Source organism: Shewanella electrica, assembly GCF_022321485.1.
Lineage (GTDB): Bacteria > Pseudomonadota > Gammaproteobacteria > Enterobacterales > Shewanellaceae > Shewanella > Shewanella electrica.
In genome coordinates this window covers 1-235 of sequence record NZ_JAKOGG010000778.1, presented here as the reverse complement: position 1 = coordinate 235, position 235 = coordinate 1, and the positions used below count along the sequence as shown (strand labels likewise).

Genomic DNA, 235 nt, shown 5'->3' with positions numbered 1-235 from the left:
AGTGCCAGTGATTGCGCTGTCCAGGCTGGCGTGAGCCCACGGCTCTCCATCGCCGCCTGGATATCGTCCACCAGCGTTGCCGCGTGGTTGCTGATGCTCAGCGCGCAAGCCTCGCGCAGCGCAGGCACGCTTTGATACGTCTCCTGCACCATGGGGCCCACAAGGCAGGTGAACTCCGGCAGCTCGCCCTGCAACAAGGCTTTGCGAAATTCGACGTATCCCAGCACCCGCTCCA

General features: G+C 63.8%; 1 protein-coding gene. It reads right to left on the bottom strand.

The window, feature by feature from the left end; translation table 11 throughout:
• On the bottom strand, nucleotides 1-235 hold a 235-nt coding region (locus L9G74_RS22060; protein ID WP_238899086.1), incomplete at both ends, for a hypothetical protein.